Here is a 17,531-nt window from a genome sequence, read left to right as displayed (position 1 = left end):
CACAGTTTCTGACCTTTCCGATTCTCTGGCATCGCCCCGTTTACCTTGAAAAATCGGGCCATAAGGCGTATAACCACGCGCTTGTCAGTGTATTGAGTGAGCCAACTTTTATGCAGCAGAGTGAACCCGTGCAGAACGCCCCCTTTTGGCAGGTGAAGAGCCTGCAACAGATGACCATGACGGAGTGGGAGTCCCTGTGCGACGGCTGCGGCAAGTGCTGCCTGAACAAGCTGATCGACGAGGACACCGAGGAGCTGGTGTTCACCAACGTGGCCTGCAACCTGCTTAATACCAAGACCTGCCAGTGTTCCGACTACGGCAACCGCTTCAAGAAAGAGCCGGACTGCCTGCAGATCACCTTCGACAAGATTGCCGAGTTTGACTGGCTGCCGTCGAGCTGCGCCTACCGCCTGCTGGCAGAGGGGCAGAGCCTGCCTGAGTGGCATCCGCTCATCACCGGCAGCCGCAGCGCCATGCATCAGGCCGGTCAGTCGGTGCGCGGCAAGGTGGTGCACGAGGCCCATGCCGGCGACTGGATAGATCACATCATTACCTGGGCGAGCTAAATACTGGCGAGTTTAATCTGAGCCAGTGAAACCCGGCGGTCAGAACGTGCCGCGCGGGTAACCGAAGGGGCAGGGGAGTCATACTCTCCTGCCCCTTCTGCATGTTGGCGTGCCGTGCGGCCTCTATTTGTCGGCCTTGCCCGCCGCATCCGCCAGCCGGGCCAGCTGTTTGTCATACCAGGGCACAGGGCGGTTTTCATCTTCCGCTCGCTCCTTGCGCCGGATGGCGTTGCGCACCACCATGGCCCCCAGCCAACGCAAGGGCTCCGGCGGGAAATAGCCGCGCGGGCCGCTCACCAGGGCGCATTCGCGCCACACCTTGTCCGCTTCCCGCACCTCATCTCTCACCAGGGCCGCCAGTATTTGACCGCCCATCCAGCTCTGGGCCACTCCGTTGCCTGAATAGCCGAGGCCATAGACGACGTTGGGCTGCGCTCGCCAGTGGCCGAAGAAGGGGAGGCCATCCACCGAGCGATCGGAGGCGCCGCACCAACTGGCGGCGACGGGTACATCTTCAAGTGCCGGAAAGAAGCGGCGCAGGGTGCGGGTGAGGGGCGCAAGATAGCGGCTCGGGGCATCAAACTCGGCCAGATGGCGGTTGGCAAAGGCGAAGGTGTTGCCCCCCTTGCCCAACATCAGCCGCCCTTGCGGGGTGGATCTGTAGTAGTGCACGAAGGTGCGACCATCCACCACGGAGCGACCGTGCTCAAGCTGCTGGGCGGCAAGCGCCTTCGGCGCCGGGTCGGTGATCACCATGTCGGAGGAGACCAGCACTATGCTGCGGCGAAACTCGAGAAAGTGCGCCGTCATGGCGCTGTTGAGGGCCAGCACCACCTTGCGAGCGCGCACGATGGCCTCTGGCGTTTGCACCCGTGCAGGCTGGCCCGCCTCAAGGCGCTGCATGGGGGAGTGCTCATAGACCTCGATGCCCAGTTCCCGTGCCACCCGCAGCAGGCCGCGCACCAGCAGCGCCGGTTGCACCGAGCCCGCGTGGGGGCTGTAGAGCCCCTCCAGATGAACGTGGGAGCCGCTCTGGCTCGCCAGTTTATCCTCCTCAATCGTCTGCCACTGGTTAAGATCGGCTCGCTTTAGTTCCCTCAATACCGGATCCATCAGGCCGCGCTGGGCCTCGCTGGTGGCGGTGTAGCAGGTGCCCTCGACCCTCAGTTCCGCCTCTATCTGATGCGCCGCGCAGAAGCGGGCTATCTCGTGCACCGCCTGCTCGGAGCTTCGCACCAGCCAGGCGGCCTGTTGCTCCCCAAACAGGCGCTTCAGGGTCAGGTATTTGGCCGACCAGGTGAGCAGGCAGCCGCCGTTGCGCCCGGAGGCCCCGCTGCCGCACAGATCTTTTTCCAGCACCAGGATCCGCAAGTGAGGCTCGGCGGTCTTAAGGGTGATGGCGCTCCAGAGTCCGGTAAAGCCGCCGCCGACGATGCAGACATCCACCTCGTGGTTGCCGACAAGGGGCGTGGGGGGCGCGGGTTGTTCGGCGGCGAGCGCTTCGGCCAGCCAAAAGGGGCGAGTGGACATGATGACTCCTTGGATAGGTTATTGATGGCGCCAGCGCTGGGTGCGATCCAGCAGGGCGCGGCTCAAAAAGAGCTGGAGCAGCTTGACGGTGGCGGCGGCCAGCAGGATCAGGGTGGCCATGGCGGCGGCTGCGGCGGTATCACCGGAATCCTCCATATTCAGCACGGCGATGGAGGCGAGCACGCTGTCACTCGAATAGAGGAAGATCACCGCCGAGGTGGTGGTCATGGCATTGACGAACAGATAGATGAAAATCTCCAGCAGCGCAGGCAGGGAGGCGGGCAGGGTGACGCGCCAGAACGCCTTCCAGAGCGGAATGCGCAATGAGATGGCCACCAGCTCCAGCTCCCTGGGCAACTGTTTGAGGCTGGTCAGGGCCGTCATATGGCCCACTGTGTAGTAGTGGATGACGCAGGAGAGCACCATCAGCGGCAGGGTGCCATGGAGGCTGCCAAACAGCGGATTGCCGTTGAAGAAGAAGATGTAACCCAGCCCCAGCACCATGCCGGGCACCGCCAGCGACAGCATGGCGAGCAGATGCAGCAGCTGGCGCAGGGGCGCGAAGTGGCGCCCCTTCTCCTGTGCCCAGGCCAGCACCATGACCAGTACTGTGCCCACAAGGGCGGTATAGAGACCCAGCTGCAGGGTGTTGGTAAAGGGCTGCCAGCCGTAGACGCTGTTGCTGTCAAAGGCGTAGTGATCCAGCGTCAGCCCAAGGTTGTAGGGCCAGAACTGCACCAGGGAGCCGTAGACCGCCATGCCCACCAGCGCCAGAAACAGCAGGGCCCAGAGAGTGCACCAGCCGAGCGCCAGCAGATCCCGCAGCCGATGGGGTTTGGGCTGATAGGGCACCGCCTTGGTGCTGCTCTGCTCCTGCATCTTGCTACGTACCCTGTGCTCCAGCGCAAAGCTGAGCAGCGCCGGCAGCAGCAGGGTGACGCTGGCAACCGCCCCGAGGGAGAAGTTCTGCATCCCGATCACCTGCCGGTAGATATCGGTGGCCAGCACGCTGTACTGGCCGCCAATCACCTTGGCCACCCCGAAGTCGCAGATGGTGAGGGTAAAGACGGCGATGGCGGCGCTGAGCAGACCATAACGGGCGGTGGGCAGGGTGACGGTGACAAAGGTGCGCCAGCCGCTGCTGCCCAGCACCCGGGCCGCCTCATAGAGACGGGCATCGCTCTGACCGAGCGCCGTGATGAGGATCATCAGGGCGTGGGGAAAGCACCAGAAGCCCAGACCGATGACGATGCCGATGGGGCCGTAGATGCTCTCGCCCCCAAGCAGCCCCTTGGCAACTCCCTGATTGCCAAACCAGTAGACCAGGCTGATGGCGGGCAGCAGGGAGGGCATCAAGAGTGGAATAAGGCCAACGAGGCGAAACAGGCTCTTGCCCGGCATGCAGGTGCGGGTGAGGGCATAGGCGTAGCCAAAGGCGATGGTCACCACCAGGGCGGTGATGAGCACCCCGAGCCAGAGGGTGTTGCCGAGGGTTTGACCCAGATGGGGGGAGTCGAAGTAGGCGCTGAAGTTGGTAAGCCCCACCCAGAGGCCGTTTTCATCCTGCAGGCTCTTTTGCAGCATGGTGAGCAGCGGTAGCAAGAGGCCGCCGGTGAGCAGGGCGATGCCTAGCAGAAGCAGCAGGAGTTGCAGCAGCTGATCCCGGCTCCAGCCGGAGCAGAGCCGCTGCCACAAGGGGTAGCGAGGCTGGGGCTCTTGGGTTACCTGTTCTGATGTTGCCTGTGCTGGGGTTGCCAGTGCCGGAGTGGAGAGATGAGGGCTCATGGGCGCTCCCCTTCAAACAGCTGCATGGCCCCGGCGGGCCAGTGCAGGGAGCAGCGCATGCCACTGCGCCAGCCACCCTGTTCGTGGTGGGGCAGCTCCTGGGTCGGGCGCTCCACCAGAATTTGCTGTGGGCCCAGATAGGTGTCGGCGGTGCAGATAAGGCGCTGGGCGGCACCGAGAAACTCCACCTGATCGATCTGCGCTTCTACGCCATGTTGACCAGGATAATGCTCATGGGGGGCGCCCAGGGTGATCGCCTCGGGGCGGATCGCCACCTGCAATTTGCTGCCAGCCGCCGCCCGGTTGGCGAGCGTCAAGGGTTGTTCGTTGAGGCGCACCTGAGTGGGGCCGAGCACCAGGGTCTCGAGGAAGTTCATGGTGCCGACGAAGCTTGCCACGAAGCGGCTCGCAGGCTGGTGGTAGATCTCTTGCGGTGTGCCCACCTGCACTATGCGGCCGCCTTCCATCACTACTATGCGGTCCGCCATGGTCAGCGCCTCTTCCTGATCGTGGGTCACCATGATGGTGGTGATGCCAAGGCGCTGCTGCAGGGCGCGGATCTCGCTGCGAAGGTGGGTGCGCACCAGGGCATCCAGGGCGCTGAGCGGTTCGTCCAGCAGCAGCAGGCCGGGGGAGAGGGCGAGCGCCCGGGCCAGCGCCACCCGTTGCTGCTGGCCGCCGGAGATCTGGCTCGGGTACTTGTGGGACTGGGCACCGAGATCCACCAGACCCAGCCAGTGATCGACCCGCTCCTTGATGGCATCGCGCGCCAATCCCTGATTCTCAAGGCCGAAGGCGATGTTCTGGGCCACCGTCAGGTTGGGGAAGAGGGCATAGGACTGAAACACTATGCCAAAGTCGCGCTCCTGGGGCGGCAGGCGGGAGATATTGCGCCCCCCTTGCCAGATCTCGCCGCTGTCCGGCAGATCCAGACCGGCGATGGCTCTGAGCAAGGTGGTCTTGCCGCAGCCGGAGGGGCCGAGAAAGCAGATGAACTCCCCCGGATGGATGCTCAGAGAGATCCCCTTGAGGGCCTGGAAGGCACCGAACTGCTTGTTGAGGTGTTGAATGTCCAGATAGGGCTGGGTCATGATTCGACTCGCTACTGATTTGGTATATACCAGTTTGCTAGTGAAGTGTGACGGTCAGGTGATCGCGGGATGACAGCTCGATGACAGTCAGATGACGGCGGGCATTCGGCAGGTGGCTTGGCCCTATGCAGATGGGCGAGGCGTCGCCAATTGGGGGTGAAACAAAAAAACGAAGGCCAACACCTGTTGGCCTTCGGCAAGGGGTTGATTGGCAGCGGTTTGTCTGGGGTGCACAAACCGCTCCTGTCACTGTTACTGTTTGGCTTCCGACTTGCCGTCGAAGCTGGCGCTCCACTGGGTCAGGATGGCGTTGCGCTCGCGGGCTGCCCAGGCAAAGTCGTTGTCGATCATCTGGCCCTTGATATCTGCCGGATAGCCCGCTCTCGGTTGGGCGACCCCAGGGATGGCGACCACGGCGAACGACTTGTTGTAGAGGGCGTTGGCCTGCTCGGTGGCGGCAAAGTCGAGCAGCTGCTTGGCCGCATCCAGCTTGGGGGTGCCCTTGATGATGGCGGCGGCTTCCATGTCCCAGCCCGAGCCTTCGCTCGGGAACACCACCTCTATGGGGGCCCCCTTGGCCTTGAGGCTGGTGGCCGGGAAGTCAAAGGAGATGCCGATCACCGTCTCGCCGCTGGCGGCCAGCTTGCAGGGGGCCGAGCCCGAGTGGGTGTAGCGGTCTATGTTCTGGTGCAGGCCGTTCATGAACTGCCAGCCCTGCTGCTCGCCCATGGTCTGCAGCCAGCCCGCGACGCTCAGATAGCCGGTGCCGGAGGAGCTGGGGTTGGGCATGATCACCTTGCCCTTGTAGATGGGCTTGGTGAGATCGGCCCAGCTGGTCGGCGCCGGTATTCCTTGCTTCTCTGCCTCTACCTTGTTGAAGCAGATGGCGCTGAAGAAGGCGTCCAGACCAATCCAGTGGGGCTCGGCCTTGCCGTCACGAAAACGGCTGTCGAGCTTATCGAGCCCCTTGGGGGCGTAACCGGTCAGCATCTGCTGCTGATCGAGCTGCATCAGGCTGGTGGCGGCCAGTCCCCACACCACGTCGGCCTTGGGCTGGGCTTTTTCCGCCAGCAGCCTGGCTGTGACCACCCCGGTGGAGTCGCGCACCCACTTGATGTTGATGTCCGGGTGCTGGCGCTCAAACGCCGTCTTCAGCTCGCCGAGCTGCTCCGGCTCGAAGGCGGTGTAGACGGTGAGATCGGTCGCGGCCAGTGCCGGGGCTGTCATGGCGGCCAGCACGGCGGCGGCCAGCAAATGGGTTCCCTGTTTCATCCTCTTCTCCATTTTGGTTGGCTTGGTATAAACCAGATTGGTCGAAGCAGAGGCTAGGGGAACTTTATGACGGTACGGTGACGGCTCAGTGACGTTTTGCCGCACTCGATTTGCCGCACTTAACTTGTCTGTTCCTAATTCTGGGTATCCACCTCTATCTCCAGACTGTCGTGGCGCCAGTACTCCAGATCGAAGTCGAGCACCCGGCCGTGCTGATCGAAGTTGAGTCGCTCCAGGCGCAGGGCGGGTAGCCCGGCGGTGGCCCCCAGCGCCTTGGCCACCTCGTCCGGCAGGGCGGTGGGGAAGAAGCGCACCTGCATGCGGGCGTAGTGAAGATCGTAATGGGCCTGGTAGATCTCGGTCAGGCTGCCGGCAAGATCCAGCTCCAGCAGACCGGGCACCCGCTCTGGCAGGCAGTGGTTTTCGCAATAGCAGATGGCGCGCCCGTTGGCATAGCGCAGCCGCTTGAGCAGAAACAGGCTGTCGAACGGTTTGAGCTGCAACTGCGCCATTAGTGCCGGGGGCACCGCCTGGCGGCTTTTTTCCAGCAGCTCGGTGCGCGGCTCGCCCCCTTGTTCGCGCACTATCTGGTGAAAGTTGGAGGTGCGTCTGGGGTTGAGGCGAAAGCGCGGCGGGGTGACGAACCAGCCCCGGCGATCCTCCCGATAGATGAGGCCATTGGCCTCCAGCTGCACCAGCGCCTCGCGGATGGTGACCCGGGTGGTGCCGTAGAGTTCCCCCAGTAGCCGCTCGGAGGGGAGCTTGTCGTTGGGGGCCAGGCCCCCCGCCAGGATCTGGTTGGCGAGGGCATCCTTGATCTGCAGGTATTGGGGTTTGCTCATGAAAATCCTTGGCTGGGCAATGGTTGGGGCGCAGGTCCGGTCGCTAGATGGAGGCGATATAATGCATTGGTAGATACCAGTGTTACCCCTGTTGTTCAGGCTTCCTAGATTATCGCGATCCCGGCGCCGAAAATGAATTTTTTGTTGCACGTGGCCCCACCCCTTTGACCTTGGCGGGGCAGTTACCCACAATGCGCTCATTCTGGTATATACCAAAAGGAGCGAAGTCATGACCCATATTCCTGCGGCCCCCGCCGCCGTCGATTACCTGCTGCTGACCCCGGGCCCCCTCTCGACCACCGCCACTGTGCGCGCCGCCATGCTGCAAGACAGCTGCACCTGGGATGCGGACTACAACCTCGGCGTGGTGGAGCCCATCCGCCGCGAGCTGGTGCGGCTGGCCACTGGCCCGGAATATGAAAGCAACTACAGCGCCGTGCTGCTGCAGGGGAGCGGCAGCTATGTGGTGGAGAGCGTGCTGGGGTCGGCCATCGGCGCCGAGGAGTGTCTGCTCATCATCAACAACGGCGCCTACGGCGCTCGCATGGGGGAGATGGCCCGCTGCCTCGGCCTGCGCCACCATGAGCTCGACTGCGGCGAGACGACCCGCCCCGAGCCTGCCGCCATCGACGCCATGCTGGCGCGCCACCCCGAAATAACCCACTTGGCCATGGTGCACTGCGAGACCACCACCGGCATGCTCAACCCCCTTGAAGAGGTGGCTGAGCTCTGCCAGCGCCGCGGCATTCGCCTCATCGTCGATGCCATGAGCAGCTTTGGCGGCATCCCCATCGACATGGGGCGCCTTGGCATAGAGTTTCTGATCAGCTCCGCCAACAAGTGCATTCAGGGGGTGCCGGGCTTTGGCTTCGTCATCGCCCGTCGCGCCGCGCTCACGGCCTGCGCCGGTCGCGCCCGCTCGGTCTCCCTCGACCTGCACGCCCAGTGGCAGACCATGGAGAAGCAGGGGGGCAAGTGGCGCTTTACCTCACCCACCCATACGGTGCTGGCCTTTGCCCAGGCCCTGCGCGAGCTGGATGAAGAGGGGGGCATTGCCGCCCGTTATCAGCGCTACAGCGAGAACCAGCGCATTCTGGTGGCGGGTATGGCCGAACTCGGCTTTGCGCCGCTGCTGTCCGAGCAGTGGCAATCCCCCATCATCACCGCCTTCTACTCCCCGGCTCACCCTGACTACCGCTTCGCCGACTTCTACCAGCGGCTCAAGGGGCAGGGCTTTGTCATCTACCCGGGCAAGGTCTCCCAGGCCGATTGCTTCCGTATCGGCAATATCGGCGACGTGACCCCGGCGCGGGTGCGAGCCCTGCTCGCCGCCATGGCCAGTGCCTGCTACTGGCAAGGGGAGGCGTGATGATGATGCGCGATGCTCTTCACGGCAGTGGCCGGGCCGACAGCGAAGGGGACATCAATCTGGGGGAGGGACGCGTGCGCTGGTGGGCAGACCAGAGCGAGGCGGTGCAGGCGGGATTGGCGGAAGATAGCCGCTACTTCCTTCATCAGGCCCTCTCCAGCCCCTGCCTCGATCTGCTTGAGGGGGCGCAGGGGAGTTGGCTGACCAGCGTATCGGGCGCGCGTTACCTCGATTTTCACGGCAACAGCGTTCATCAACTGGGCCACGGTCACCCCAACGTCGTGGCCGCGGTGCAGCAGCAGCTTGCCGATCTGCCGTTCGCGCCCCGCCGCTACACCCATCAGGTCGCCATCGACTGCGCCCGCACCCTGGCCGAGCTGGCTCCCAGGGATCTCAACCGGGTGTTGTTCGCTCCCGGCGGCAGCGAGGTGGTGGGAATTGCGCTCAAGCTCGCCCGCTTTATCACAGGCAACAGCAAGGTGGTGTCCCTGTGGGATGCCTTTCACGGCGCCTCCCTCGATGCCATCTCGGTCGGTGGCGAGGCCTGTTTTCGCGCCGGCATGGGCCCCTTGATGGCCGGGGTGGAGCGCATCCCGCCGCCCACCCGTTATCGCGGCGTCTGGTATCGCGGGGAGGGGGACGACCTGCACTACGCCGATTATCTGGAGTACGTCATCGAGAAGGAGGGGGGGATAGGTGCCTTTATCGCCGAGCCTATTCGCAACACCGACGTGCAGGTGCCATCAAAGGCCTACTGGCAGCGGGTGCGGGAGATCTGCGATCGCCACAAGGTGCTGCTGATCGTAGACGAGATCCCCAATGCCCTTGGCCGTACCGGCCACTGGTTCAGCTTCGAAGAGTTCGGCATAGAACCCGACATCATCTGTCTCGGCAAGGGGTTGGGGGGCGGGGTGGTGCCCTTTGCCGCGCTTATCACCCGGGATCGTTTCAATCAGGCTGCGACTATTTCGCTGGGTCACTACACCCACGAGAAGAGCCCCATCGGCTGCGCGGCGGCCCTCGCCACCATAGCCACCATCCGTGAAGAGGGGCTGCTGGCCAAGGTGCAGGAGGATGGCCGCTTTATGGCGGCAGAGCTCGCGGCGCTTGCCGAGCGCCACCCGCTGATCGGTCAGGTGCGCGGTATCGGCCTCTTGTGGGCGCTGGATCTGGTGGTCGATCACCAGAGTCGAACGCGCAATAGCCAGGCCGCCGAGCGGCTGCTCTACCGCTGTCTGGAACTCGGGCTCAGCTTCAAGGTCTCCCAGGGCAATGTCATTCAGCTCTCGCCTCCGCTCAATATCGCTCGCGCCGATCTGGTGCGCGCCATCAACATTCTCGATCGCGCCCTTGGCGAGATCGCGCTTTCACCGAAACAGGAACATCACCATGACTGACTTGCAGATTGCCGCAGACCCGACCACCGACGTGGAGGCACTGATCCTCGACTGGGCCGGCACCGTCGTCGATTTCGGCTCCTTCGCTCCCACCTCCATTTTCGTCGAGGCCTTCGCCCGCGCCTATGACTTCCCGGTGACCCTGGATGAAGCGCGCCAGCCCATGGGGCTGGGCAAGTGGGATCATATCGCCGCGCTGGGCCGTCTGCCCTCGGTGGATGCGCGCTGGCAGGCCCGCTTCGGCCACCCCATGAGCCACGCCGAGGTGGACCACCTCTATCACACCTTCATGCCGCTTCAGATTGCCGCCGTGACCCGCTTCGCCGCCCCCATACCAGGTGTGCTGCCGGTGCTGGAGGCGCTGCGAGCACAAGGGATGCGGATCGGATCCTGCTCCGGTTACCCCCGCCCGGTGATGGAGGCGCTGGTGCCGGCGGCAGCCGAGTACGGCTATAGCCCCGATCACTGGGTTGCCACCGACGATCTCAAGGCGGGCGGGCGCCCCGGCCCCTGGATGGCGCTGGCCAACGTGATTGAGCTGGGAGTGAGTGCAGTGCATCGCTGCATCAAGGTCGATGACGCCGTGCCGGGTATCAGCGAGGGGCTGAACGCCGGCATGTGGACGGTGGGGCTGTCGGTTTCCGGCAACGAATTCGGCGCAACCTGGGAAGAATTTGATGCCATGAGCGAGGTGGAGATCGCCGCCAAGCGCGCACCGGCCGAGGCCAAGTTGCGGGCGGCGGGGGCTCACTACGTGATCGACACCCTGGCCGACATAGCCCCCGTCATCGCCGATATCAACCGCCGTCTGGCGGCTGGCGAGCGGCCCTGAACAAGGTGGTATGAGGGAAGGGTGGGTTGGGTTGTCATCGGCCTTGCAAGCCGCTGAGCCCTGAAGAGCTGACATAAAAAAACCGGCGCCTGGGCGCCGGTTTTTGTTCACCGAGATTCTATTACAGAGAAGCGGTGAAGGTACGGGTGATGACGTCTTGCTGCTGCTCTTTGGTCAAAGAGTTGAAGCGAACGGCATAACCGGATACGCGGATGGTCAACTGCGGATATTTCTCCGGGTTTTCCATGGCGTCCAGCAGCATTTCACGGTTCATCACGTTGACGTTCAGGTGCTGACCGCCTTCCAGGTTGGTCTCGTGATGGAAGTAACCGTCCATCAGGCCAGCCAGGTTGGCTTTCTGGGATTCCATGTCTTTACCCAAGGCGTTCGGCACGATGGAGAAGGTATAGGAGATACCATCTTTGGCGTAAGCGAACGGCAGCTTGGCGACGGAAGTCAGGGACGCAACGGCACCCTTCTGATCACGACCGTGCATCGGGTTGGCACCCGGGCCGAACGGCGCACCGGAACGACGGCCATCCGGGGTGTTACCTGTCTTCTTGCCGTACACCACGTTGGAGGTGATGGTCAGCACGGACTGGGTAGCCACGGCACCACGGTAGGTGTTCAGCTTCTGAATTTTCTTCATGAAGCGCTCGACCAGGTCACAGGCGATGTCATCGACGCGAGCGTCGTTGTTACCGAACTGCGGGTACTCGCCGTCGATTTCGAAGTCGATGGCAACGCCATCTTCGTCACGAACCGGCTTGACCTTGGCGTACTTGATGGCAGACAGGGAGTCAGCTGCCACGGACAGACCGGCGATGCCGCAAGCCATGGTGCGATAGACGTCACGGTCGTGCAGCGCCATCAGGGAGGCTTCGTAGCTGTACTTGTCGTGCATGTAGTGGATGATGTTCAGGGCGGCGACATACTGCTTGGCCAGCCAGTCCATGAAGTGATCCAGCCTGTCCATCACGTCGTTGTAGTCGAGGTACTCGGACTTGACCATCTCGGTTTTCGGGCCGACCTGGATCTTGAGCTTCTCGTCCATGCCGCCGTTGATTGCATACAGCATGGTCTTGGCCAGGTTGGCACGGGCACCGAAGAACTGCATCTGTTTGCCGACGATCATCGGGGACACGCAGCAAGCGATGGCGTAGTCATCGTTGTTGAAGTCCGGACGCATCAGATCGTCGTTCTCGTACTGAACGGAAGAGGTCTCGATGGATACCTTGGCGCAGTACTTCTTGAAACCGACCGGCAGCTTCTCGGACCAGAGTATGGTCAGGTTCGGCTCAGGGGACGGGCCCATGGTGTACAGGGTGTTCAGCATACGGAAGCTGTTCTTGGTGACCAGGGTACGGCCATCAACGCCCATACCGGCCAGGGTCTCGGTTGCCCACATGGGGTCGCCGGAGAACAGTGAATCGTATTCAGGAGTACGCAGGAAGCGAACCATGCGCAGCTTCATGACCATGTGGTCCATCAGCTCCTGGGCTTCTTGCTCGGTCAGCAGGCCTTTCTTCAGGTCACGCTCGATATAGACGTCCAGGAAGCTGGAGGTACGACCGAAGGACATGGCGGCACCGTTCTGGGACTTGACTGCCGCCAGGTAGGCGAAGTAGGTCCACTGCACGGCTTCTTTGGCGGTCTTGGCCGGCACTGAGATGTCGCAGCCATATTTGGCGGCCATCACCTTCATCTGGGCCAGGGCACGGTGCTGCTCGGAGATCTCTTCGCGCAGACGGATGGTGGCTTCCAGGTTGACACCGTTTTCCAGATCGGCCTGCAGGGACTTGAACTGGGCCAGTTTGTCGGCCATCAGGAAGTCGATACCGTACAGGGCAACACGGCGGTAGTCACCGATGATGCGGCCACGGCCGTAGGCATCCGGCAGACCGGTGATGACGCCGGATTTACGGCAGTTCAGGATGTCCTTGGTGTAAACGTCGAACACACCCTGGTTGTGAGTCTTGCGGTACTCGGTGAAGATCTTCTCGACCATGGGGTCAAGTTGACGACCGTAGACTTCGCAAGAGGTCTTGACCATCTTGATACCGCCGTTGGCGATGATGGCGCGCTTGAGCGGCTTGTCGGTCTGCAGACCGACGATTTGCTCCAGGCTCTGATCGATATAGCCGGCATCGTGAGCGGTAATGGTGGAGGGCAGGTCGGTATCAAAATCGACCGGCGCGTGAGTGCGGTTCTCGATCTTGATCCCTTCCATGACCTTGTCCCACAGCTTGGTGGTAGCTTCGGTCGCGCCAGCCAGGAAGGACTCGTCACCTTCATACGGGGTGTAGTTCTTCTGGATGAAGTCACGGGTGTTGACAGAGGTCTGCCATTCACCGGCCGCGAAGCCTTCCCATGCTTTTTGGAACTGTTCGTTAAGTTCTGCCATTTTCATTACCTCTCAAGGTATTTATGTGTCTGCCGCCATCCTTAATGATGGCGACGGAAGATAAACCAGTAAGTCAGACCAACCATGACGCCGCCACCAATGATATTACCAAGGGTGACCGGAATGAGGTTGTTTAGGACGAAGTTGGATACGGTCAAGTCGGCGAACGATGCCGGGTCCTGGCCGATGGCCTGCCAGAATTCCGGGCCTGCTACCGCATGGATGGCGATGCCGACCGGGATCATAAACATGTTTGCGATGCTGTGCTCAAAGCCGGAGGCCACGAACATGGCGACGGGGAGCAGCATCACCATCACCTTGTCGGTGGCAGTGCGGGCGCCGAAGGCCATCCACACGGCGAGACACACCATGAGGTTGCAGAGGATGCCAAGGGCCAGAGCCTCGAAGAAGGTGTGATGGATCTTGTGCTGGGCCACTTTCATGGCATTCAGCCCCCACTGACCATCCGCCGCCGTGTATTCGGCCGACATGATGATGAGCGCGACTATGATGAGCCCGCCGATGAGGTTGCCGAAGTAGACCAGACCCCAGTTCTTGAACAGCTGAGCCCAGCTGATGCGGTTGGCGGCCTTGGCCACCAGGGTCAGGGTGGTGGAGGTGAACAACTCGGCACCGAGCAGTACGCACAGAATGAGACCGAGGGAGAAACAGAGACCGCCGACCAGCTTGGACATTCCCCAGGCCATGCCGCTCGATCCCGTGGTGACGGTGATATAGAAGACGAATGCGATGGCGATGAAAGCACCTGCCGTGATGGCCAGAGGTATGACCTTGTGGGCGGGCTTGGTTGCCTTGGCATAGGTAATGTCTTCGGCCAGCGCGGCTATGGCTTCGGGCTTCAGACAATCAAAGGGAGATTCTGCTTTCAATTCTCAGTACCTGCATATTTTGCCTGTGGAAATCATAACAAAGGGGCTGATCCCCAAAATTGACTCCGATCAAGAATTACAGATTGTGAATGTAATTTTACTACAGGTTTTTTCTTCATCCGGAAGCTTGACTTTACACCAGGTTTCAGGTGAAACAGAAATGGGTCTGTTTTTAATCTCATGATTTTTAAGAATTTATATCTTTCTCATCAAAAAAAGCACCGGCAATGCACCTTTACGCCTCCCGAACATGATGAACCTCTAACTGACAACCCCCTAAGAGGTATTTTTTGTTATTTATTTCATCTTTGAGTAAGGGCCCGCCAAAGCGTAGCCCATAAAACAGAAGGGGCCATCAGGCCCCTTCGTCACACTAGCATATCAGTTCCACGTATGGATTCGTTTGGCTTTTTGCAGTTTCTCGTAGGCCGCGAGCAATTTCTGATGCAGCGGGAACTGGGAGAGGGACAGATCGGCCGCCTCCAGCCCGTGGAAACGCGCCTCGCCGCAGGCATGGGCCCAGGCCTCGGCCAGGGTATCTTCCCCGAACATGCGGGCGAACACCGGGCGGTACTGCTCGGGGTCACGCTCTTCATCCAGGAACAGCTCGACGCAGGCGCGCAGGGCGCGGTAGTAGTTCGCGCGATCCGCCGGGAACACCGACTGGTTGAACTCCATGGTCCAGTCGATGAGATCCAGCGCGCTTTCCAGCTCACCAGCGGCCAGCGCCAGCATGGCTTTGAGCTCACCGACCCGCAGGGTGTGCAGGGCTGTGCCCTTGGCGGCGGCGATGCCGAGCAGCTCGCGCACCCGGGTGCGCTCGTCGTGACCCTCTTCATCCAGCTGATCAAAGAGTGCCATGTACTGCTCCGCGTCCCACTCCAGGGACGGCAGGGCCAGGATGATTTCCCGCAGGTGGGCGCCCATGGTGTTGTTGGCCAGCAGCAGATCTTCGACCGGATAGATGTCGGACATGCCCGGCACCAGGATGCGGCAGGCGTAGACGCCCAGGTGCTCGTAGTCGGCGATGTAGACCGGCTGCTCCAGCTCGTGGAAGATGCCGATCAGGTGATCGAACTCCTCCTGGGAGCTGCCGCGGAAGTCCCAGTCGGCAAACTCGAAGTCGGACTCCTGCTTGAACAGATCCCAGCTGATGAGGCCGGACGAGTCGATGAAGTGGGTCTCCAGATTGTGGTGATCCGCCACCTGCTCGTTGTCGAATGACGGCGGCACGAAGACGTCCAGATCCTTGAGGCCACGGCCCTGCAGCAGTTCGGTGACGGTCCGCTCGAAGGCGACCTCGAAGCGCGGGTGGGCACCGAAGGAGGCAAAGCAGGTGCCGTTGCTCGGGTTGAGCAGCACCACGCAGATGACCGGATAACGGCCACCCAAGGAGGCATCGAAGCTGTAGATGGGGAAGCCTTCGGCCTCCAGCGCATCAATGGAGGCCTTGATGCCGGGGTAGCGGGCGATCACCTCGCTTGGGATCTCGGGCAGGCTGATGGCCTCGGCGATGATCTTGTTCTTCACGTGACGCTCGAACACCTCGGACAAGCCCTGGGTGCGGGCCTCGGTCCTGGTGTTGCCGGCACTCATGCCGTTGGAGACATAGAGGTTGCCGATGATGTTCATCGGGATATAGACGGTCTGATGATCGGACTGGCGCTCAAAGGGCAGCGCGACTATGCCGCGCTCTTCGTTGCCGGATTGCAGATCCACCAGCATGTCGGCAGTCACTTCGCCATCCGGGTTGTAGAACTTGCGGGTGAAGCTGTCGAGCAGACCGGCAGGCAGTTGGTCACCCTGGATGGGGAACCACTTCTCGTTCGGGTAGTGGACGAAGTCACCGTTCGCCACCTGCTCCCCCAGATAGAAGTCGGCGAAGAAGTAGTTGGTGGAGAGACGCTCGAAATACTCCCCCAGGGCCGACGCCAGGGCCGCCTTCTTGCTGGCTCCCTTGCCGTTGGTGAAGCAGAGGGCGCACTCTTTGTCCCGGATGTGCACGGACCAGACGTTGGGCACTGGGTTGAGCCAGGAGGCCTCTTCGATATCAAACCCCAGGGCCTGCAATTTGGTCTGGAACCGCTCGATGGAGTCTTCCAGCGCTGCGTCCTTGCCGGGAATAAAAGTGTGGTCGGTCATCACAATATCCTGATTTTTAATGGCTCATGTTCGGTCGCAGATAATAGCATGAGTGGCGGGAAAAGCGGCCAGGACAATCCCCTGCCAGGTGCGGGTCAGGTTGCCGTCGGTGGCCGGCATAGTCTGGGTTATTAGCTCTCCTGAACAACATTAAGAAAAAGTAGATTTTTTTATGCCATGCCGCCGTCCATCATGGGGCCGACTTGTTTCTTCGTGGTGACAAGCATCGCGCGCTAGCCCTCTGGGCACGGGTCACTTGGCCTCGTCTGCCGTTATCGCCTTCGCCACGATTCACCCATTGGGAGTTGCTATGCCATTCATGACACCACAGATTGATGCCAGGGTGACCAGCCTGGCCCCGGGATTCCGGGCCCTGAGCATCCAGGTCGAGGGGGCCACCATGGTCGATCGCAACGTCGGCGCACAGGCGCTGGCGCGGGCCTGCCAATCCGTTGCGGCGGGCGGTGCTCCCTGGGCACAGGATCATCTGTCCGCCTGGGGTGAGGTGTTCAAACGCTTCGGTGCCAAGCCCCAGCGGACCCCCTGCTCGGCCCAGGCGCTGCTCAAGCGGGTGCAACGGGAGGGCTGCCTGCCCTGCATCGATCCCGTCGTCGATCTCTACAACGCCATCAGCATCGAATACGCCATCCCCGTCGGTGGAGAGGATCTCACTGCGTATGAGGGGTCGCCCCGGTTGATCATTGCCGATGGCACCGAACTGTTTGACACCATGAAGGAGGGGGCCCCTGCCCACGAGACCCCCGAACCTGGCGAGGTGGTGTGGTGTGATGACAGAGGCGTGACCTGTCGCCGCTGGAATTGGCGTCAGGGGACCAGAACCCGGCTCAGCGCCGAGTCCGGGCAGATGTGGTTCATCCTGGAAAGCTTGCCTGAAATGCCGCTGGCGGCGCTGCAGGAGGCCGGTGATCGGCTGATCGAGGGGTTAAGGCAGATGATGCCGGGCGCCCGGATTGAGAGTGTGCTGATAGGAAGCCCAGACTGGGTATGAGGAAAACATAATGGCCACCCTGGGTGGCCATTTTTTATACGCGCTGGTGGGGCGCCGCGGGACTACGCTTCCATCTCGTTATCAGCCGATAAACTTGAGCCCCAGGATACCGCCGATGATCAGCAGCAGGCAAAGCACCCGGGCCAGGGTGGCCGGCTCGTTGAACAACCAGATCCCCATCAACACCGTGCCGACCGCGCCTATGCCGGTCCAGACCGCGTAGGCGGTGCCAAGGGGCAGTTGCTTGACCGCCATGGCGAGCAACAGCACGCTCACCCCCATGGCAGCTAGGGTCAGCAGGGTGGGGAGGGGACGGCTGAAACCGTCGGTGTACTTGAGGCCGATGGCCCAGGCGACCTCGAACAGGCCGGCCAGTAGCAGGAGTAACCAGGGCATATGAGT

14 protein-coding genes are annotated in these 17,531 nt (G+C 61.9%); 5 read left to right on the top strand and 9 right to left on the bottom strand.

The window, feature by feature from the left end:
* The first annotated feature begins 110 nt into the window (after positions 1 to 110).
* Positions 111 to 566 carry a YcgN family cysteine cluster protein gene (locus G4923_RS10260; RefSeq protein WP_163136960.1) on the top strand — a complete coding sequence of 152 codons (456 nt, stop codon included), beginning with the start codon at positions 111 to 113 and terminating at the stop codon, positions 564 to 566.
* Positions 567 to 689: 123 nt separating this feature from the next.
* Here the strand turns inward: G4923_RS10260 and G4923_RS10255 are convergent, their stop codons facing one another.
* The 5 genes from G4923_RS10255 to phnR all read right to left on the bottom strand — a co-directional run bounded on the left by G4923_RS10255 (position 690) and on the right by phnR (position 7,086).
* Positions 690 to 2,096, bottom strand: a complete 1,407-nt coding sequence (locus G4923_RS10255) for an FAD-dependent oxidoreductase (RefSeq protein WP_163136959.1) — start codon at positions 2,094 to 2,096, stop codon at positions 690 to 692.
* Between the two features lie 18 nt (positions 2,097 to 2,114).
* Positions 2,115 to 3,881, bottom strand: coding sequence for a putative 2-aminoethylphosphonate ABC transporter permease subunit (locus G4923_RS10250; RefSeq protein ID WP_163136958.1), 1,767 nt, complete (start codon positions 3,879 to 3,881; stop codon positions 2,115 to 2,117).
* Complete coding sequence (locus G4923_RS10245; protein ID WP_163136957.1) at positions 3,878 to 4,972, bottom strand: putative 2-aminoethylphosphonate ABC transporter ATP-binding protein; 1,095 nt, start codon at positions 4,970 to 4,972, stop codon at positions 3,878 to 3,880. Before G4923_RS10245 ends, G4923_RS10250 begins: the two co-directional genes overlap by 4 nt.
* A 252-nt stretch (positions 4,973 to 5,224) precedes the next feature.
* Entirely contained in the window at positions 5,225 to 6,244 is a 1,020-nt protein-coding gene (locus G4923_RS10240; RefSeq protein ID WP_139744385.1) for a putative 2-aminoethylphosphonate ABC transporter substrate-binding protein, read from the bottom strand.
* Between the two features lie 134 nt (positions 6,245 to 6,378).
* On the bottom strand, positions 6,379 to 7,086 hold the full coding sequence (gene phnR / locus G4923_RS10235) for a phosphonate utilization transcriptional regulator PhnR (protein ID WP_163136956.1): 708 nt from the start codon (positions 7,084 to 7,086) through the stop codon (positions 6,379 to 6,381).
* A 229-nt stretch (positions 7,087 to 7,315) separates the two neighbouring features.
* On the opposite strand from phnR, the gene phnW reads away from it, so the two are divergent.
* From phnW to phnX, 3 genes are read left to right on the top strand one after another with little or no spacing between them, the layout of a single operon-like run.
* The gene (phnW, locus tag G4923_RS10230) at positions 7,316 to 8,455 is read left to right on the top strand and encodes a 2-aminoethylphosphonate--pyruvate transaminase (protein WP_163136955.1); all 1,140 of its coding nucleotides are present in this window, start codon (positions 7,316 to 7,318) and stop codon (positions 8,453 to 8,455) included.
* Positions 8,455 to 9,852 carry an aspartate aminotransferase family protein gene (locus G4923_RS10225; RefSeq protein ID WP_163136954.1) on the top strand — a complete coding sequence of 466 codons (1,398 nt, stop codon included), beginning with the start codon at positions 8,455 to 8,457 and terminating at the stop codon, positions 9,850 to 9,852. Before phnW ends, G4923_RS10225 begins: the two co-directional genes overlap by 1 nt.
* Positions 9,845 to 10,684: a phosphonoacetaldehyde hydrolase gene (phnX, locus tag G4923_RS10220; RefSeq protein WP_163136953.1), complete on the top strand. Its 840-nt coding sequence runs from the start codon at positions 9,845 to 9,847 to the stop codon at positions 10,682 to 10,684. The genes G4923_RS10225 and phnX overlap by 8 nt, the downstream gene beginning before the upstream one ends.
* 121 nt (positions 10,685 to 10,805) lie before the next feature.
* Here the strand turns inward: phnX and pflB are convergent, their stop codons facing one another.
* The 3 genes from pflB to ycaO all read right to left on the bottom strand — a co-directional run bounded on the left by pflB (position 10,806) and on the right by ycaO (position 16,120).
* Positions 10,806 to 13,088 (bottom strand): formate C-acetyltransferase, encoded by a 2,283-nt coding sequence (pflB, locus tag G4923_RS10215; RefSeq protein ID WP_163136952.1) that lies wholly within the window; start codon positions 13,086 to 13,088, stop codon positions 10,806 to 10,808.
* Between the two features lie 41 nt (positions 13,089 to 13,129).
* Positions 13,130 to 13,978: a formate transporter FocA gene (gene focA, locus G4923_RS10210; RefSeq protein ID WP_106886983.1), complete on the bottom strand. Its 849-nt coding sequence runs from the start codon at positions 13,976 to 13,978 to the stop codon at positions 13,130 to 13,132.
* 381 nt (positions 13,979 to 14,359) lie between these two features.
* On the bottom strand, positions 14,360 to 16,120 hold the full coding sequence (gene ycaO / locus G4923_RS10205) for a 30S ribosomal protein S12 methylthiotransferase accessory factor YcaO (RefSeq protein WP_163136951.1): 1,761 nt from the start codon (positions 16,118 to 16,120) through the stop codon (positions 14,360 to 14,362).
* A 310-nt stretch (positions 16,121 to 16,430) separates the two neighbouring features.
* On the opposite strand from ycaO, the gene G4923_RS10200 reads away from it, so the two are divergent.
* Complete coding sequence (locus tag G4923_RS10200; RefSeq protein ID WP_163136950.1) at positions 16,431 to 17,129, top strand: B3/B4 domain-containing protein; 699 nt, start codon at positions 16,431 to 16,433, stop codon at positions 17,127 to 17,129.
* An 81-nt stretch (positions 17,130 to 17,210) separates the two neighbouring features.
* Here the strand turns inward: G4923_RS10200 and sugE are convergent, their stop codons facing one another.
* The gene (gene sugE, locus G4923_RS10195) at positions 17,211 to 17,525 is read right to left on the bottom strand and encodes a quaternary ammonium compound efflux SMR transporter SugE (protein ID WP_106886980.1); all 315 of its coding nucleotides are present in this window, start codon (positions 17,523 to 17,525) and stop codon (positions 17,211 to 17,213) included.
* Between the last annotated feature and the right edge of the window lie 6 nt (positions 17,526 to 17,531).

It is taken from the genome of Aeromonas rivipollensis (genome assembly GCF_010974825.1).
Classification (GTDB): domain Bacteria; phylum Pseudomonadota; class Gammaproteobacteria; order Enterobacterales; family Aeromonadaceae; genus Aeromonas; species Aeromonas rivipollensis.
The sequence above is the reverse complement of the archived record's forward strand: the minus strand, read 5'-3'. Positions and strand labels throughout refer to the sequence as shown.